General features: G+C 55.8%; 3 protein-coding genes. 2 read left to right on the top strand and 1 reads right to left on the bottom strand.

Annotated elements, in window-relative coordinates; genetic code table 11:
* The first annotated feature begins 878 nt into the window (after window positions 1-878).
* Both M8523_RS35875 and M8523_RS35880 read left to right on the top strand, forming a co-directional pair.
* Window positions 879-2,087 carry a sensor histidine kinase gene (locus M8523_RS35875; RefSeq protein ID WP_282589573.1) on the top strand — a complete coding sequence of 403 codons (1,209 nt, stop codon included), beginning with the start codon at window positions 879-881 and terminating at the stop codon, window positions 2,085-2,087.
* 285 nt (window positions 2,088-2,372) lie between these two features.
* Entirely contained in the window at window positions 2,373-2,591 is a 219-nt protein-coding gene (locus M8523_RS35880; protein ID WP_282589574.1) for a site-specific integrase, read from the top strand.
* Between the two features lie 294 nt (window positions 2,592-2,885).
* Here M8523_RS35880 and M8523_RS35885 read toward each other — a convergent pair whose 3' ends face one another.
* Window positions 2,886-3,860 carry a response regulator gene (locus M8523_RS35885; RefSeq protein WP_345894370.1) on the bottom strand — a complete coding sequence of 325 codons (975 nt, stop codon included), beginning with the start codon at window positions 3,858-3,860 and terminating at the stop codon, window positions 2,886-2,888.
* Window positions 3,861-3,940 lie beyond the last annotated feature (80 nt).

Genomic DNA, 3,940 nt, shown 5'->3' on the forward strand with positions numbered 1-3,940 from the left:
CGCCAAGGAGGCTCCCTGAATCATATCGGATTTCAGGCCGTCAAATAGCTCACTGATTTCATGCGTAACCCCTGCGAACTGCTGTCGCGGCGGTCTCTGTCGGGAGGATTGGGTCTTCTGGCCTTCGCTACCGCTGCCCCTCATCGCAAAAAATAGATCGCCAGTAGGATCAGACCGATGCCGCCAAGTCAGATGCCTCCGAAGGCCCCAGCGCCGTACATTCCGGAATTCATGCCGTAATAGCCACCACCTCCGAACAGGAGAAGGAGGACAACAATGATGATGATCAAGTTCATGAAAGGGCTTCCATCCAGAATGTTCGGATGTGATGCGTTTTATTGGTTACGTGGCCATCGCTTGTGCGGTTCCGAGCCTATGGTCGAGTCGACATATTCCAAGAGCCTTGTTCGGGATGCTTCAGGTTCCCGGCCCGCTGTCGCGGGCGCCTGTATGCTGTTTCAGGAACGCGCGACTTATCCACGTCGTCCACAAACCGCATACCAACACAAAAAACAATGTCCGACATTGGCGGCGGTTCCAAATCGTTTTTGGATACCCGGTATTCGTGATTGTAAGGCAACTATAAATCTATATCGCGAATTTTAGGATTACACCAAAACGGAGCTCGGCATTTTTACTCAGATCAATTCCGGGTATTCGATTGGCTTCTTACGACCTTCTAATCATTATATGATACGACAATTTCTAATTCTGTAAAATTCAAAACAAATCGCAGGAAAGATCTGCCGACGGGTTTGACATCATCAAGTGATGACGGCTGCGAGTGACCTGTGCCGCACATCCCTGGGAAGAAAGCGCCACAAGGGCATGCGCCCAAGAGCGGCGAATGTTGGAACGGGTTGAGTGACAGGACTCTCATGATGCAAAAGGCAGAAGCCACCTCAACGTCGCCGACCTCGGAGAAACGTGAGGACCGCAGGCGGCTTCCCGTCTTCATGTCCGAGAACATCAAGCCCATTGTTGTCGAATGGGAGAACTTCGCACGAACGTTGACGCCGACAGCCGACGGCATGACCCCGTTGGGGTTGCGGGACCACATCCATCTGATCCTGCAATTCATCGTCGACGACATCCAGTCGGAACAGTCGCCCAAGGAAGAGACCATCAAGTCGAAGGGTAAGAAGGCCCGCAATCGGGCTACCACGGCTGCGGAAACCCACGCGGCATTGCGCCTCTCGGGTGGCTTCAACATCAGCCAGATGACCTCTGAGTACCGGGCCTTACGCGCCAGCGTGATCAAGCTCTGGAGGAGAACGAACCCTTTCATGGACGAGAAGGACTTCGAGGACCTGACGAGGTTCAACGAGGCGATCGATCAGGAACTGATGGAGTCGGTGACCTACTACACCGACGAGGTGCTAAGATCCAAGGACCTGTTCATCGGCATCCTGGGGCACGACCTTCGGAGCCCGGTCCAGGCGATCATGCTCTCGGCCGAACTCATGCCGCGCATGGGCCCGCTCAACGAGCGGCAGGCGATGCTCGCGGGAAACATGTCCGAATGTGCGGAACGCATCAGCGGACTAATCGACAATCTCACGGACGTCACGCGTGCGCGGTTCGGCGCTTCGCTCCCAATAGTCCGATCCGCCATGGATTTCGGCTACGTCGCCCATCAGCTGGTCGACGAGACCCGGGCCGCGCACCCGGAGCGAAACATCAAGCTCGACGTCTCCCCCGGGAACCTGAAGGGTGAATGGGACAAGGCCCGTATCGGGCAGGTCTTCTCGAACCTGCTCGGTAACGCCATACAATATGGCTTTCAGGACTCCTCGATTGACGTCGGAATCGCAATCGACAAGGACACGGTCACGTTGACGGTCCGCAACCGGGGTGTCCCGATCCCGGCCAACAAGTTGAGCATGATCTTCGATCCTTTAACCCGCGCGACGGCCACGACCGGTCAGCATGCGTCCACGAATCTGGGGCTGGGCCTCTACATCACTCAGGAAATTGTCGCAGCTCATGGTGGGACGATCCATGTCTCCTCGTCCGAGGAACAAGGAACCACTTTCACCTCCTGTTTTCCTCGCTCCAGGCCAAAACCAGCACTACACGTGGCTTGAGCCAAGCTCGACAAGGGCCGCTTCGTCCTGAAACGCTCGGGTCTGGCGCACTTTGCGTGCAGATTGGGATGAATCCGGAGTGACTCCAGGGGCGTAGACGGTCAGGCCGACGGAGGGCCAGATTGTGGATCGGCGCGAGGTCGTGACGCCGATAGGCGCAGTAACTACCTGAATTATCGAAAATCCGGCAGGGTCCCTTGCCAATGCTGTTTCACAGACCGAGAGCAGAGGGAGGGCTCAACCCGAAGTGCCCAGGAACTACGGGCAGCCGAGCTTGCATCGTGGTTGCGGTCCAAGGTTGAGCTTGATCCGGATCTAAGCCCCAACCATGCATGGCGTCACTCTTGGATCACCTATGCCGAAGCCGCTGGCATCGCGAAGCGGTTCAGTAACCGCATTACGGGCCATAACTCTAGTAAGGATGCCTCGGACGGCTATGTGGCTGGACTCGTGTCCATGCTCGCCGTCGAGATGCGCAAGTTCCCGCCGTACAACATCGACTGACAATGAATGACCCACCGAACAATTCAGGATTTGATTATTTGAAGGAAATCAGCGCCAATGATAAGCTAAACAGGTGAATCTGCAAGCTGTCTTGGAGTTCGAAGCCCGTCGGGCGCGCCATTGCTGGTCACAACTGGGTATCGCAGGGTCAAAAAAGTGACGGCGACCTGTCACTCCGTGAAGCAGGATCTTATTGCAACCTCCGCGGTGCCGCTACGCGGCCGTAGACGGCGGCGCAAGAGCCAGGGATCTATTTCAGACACTTAACGCTGAGATTTAAATGTTGTTATTATTTTATAACCTACCCACGTAAGCTCTTGCCGCTTCGATCGCTCTTCTCCCTACGAGAAGCAGCTCGGGAAGACAGTTTGGCCTTGCCCCGTGCTTAGCATCCTCTTTGATGCGCGAGCTCAGGTTGGAAAGCTCGATAAATCCAAGTTGGCCACTAGATGACATAATTGAATGCATTATTAGGCTGAGTTCGCAAACATCGATTTCGTCAAGGACAGTCAGCCGATTTTCGATGTCACATGCAAACCGGTGAAGCATCTTTGCCACACGCTCACAGCCCAGAACATTGACCAGTTCCCCCAGTTTACGCTCATCGAGGACCTGTAATGCCGCCAAAGCGTCTGCAGGAGCTGATACGACGACCTGATCGATGGTCGTGAAGAGTTCTGCCCATTCGATCGGCTTGGCGACATGAGCATCCATACCGGCCTTGCGGCATTGTTGGATGTCCTCGGCCATGGCATTGGCGGTGAGGCCGATGATCGGCGTTGCCGGTCGTTTCCCGTACGCTTCGGCAGCGCGAATGGCGCGGGCTGCCGATATGCCATCCATGACCGGCATCTGCATATCCATTAGGACAACGTCATACTCGCCAGCATGCACAGCTGCGACTGCAGCGGCGCCGTTATCAACGACGGTCACCGTATGGCCGCGACCTTCGCACATAGCGGTGATCACCTCCTGATTGATGGGATTGTCCTCTGCGAGAAGCACGCGCCGCGGTTGCGAGGTCGACCCAATTTGGCAAATCGGCAACTTGCCGGCTTCGCTTGGCGCAAGGGGAAGCGGCAATTCGAACCAAAACGTCGAGCCAAGGCCTTGGCGGGACTGAACGCCAATTTCACCCCCCATCAACTCGATAAGGCGTTTACAGATGGCGAGGCCAAGGCCCGTGCCGCCGTATCGTCGCGTGATCGATGTGTCGGCTTGGCTAAAACGCTCGAAAAGCGCCGAAATTTGATCCTCGGGGATGCCGATGCCTGGTAATTACCCAGGCCCTTGCCACGCAAGGAAATCGCTGATTCCCTTAGCGAATGAGCCGATTCGATCTTGAGCGT

Origin of the sequence: Lichenifustis flavocetrariae (genome assembly GCF_026130545.1) — a bacterium.
In the GTDB taxonomy this organism is placed as follows: domain Bacteria; phylum Pseudomonadota; class Alphaproteobacteria; order Rhizobiales; family Beijerinckiaceae; genus Lichenihabitans; species Lichenihabitans flavocetrariae.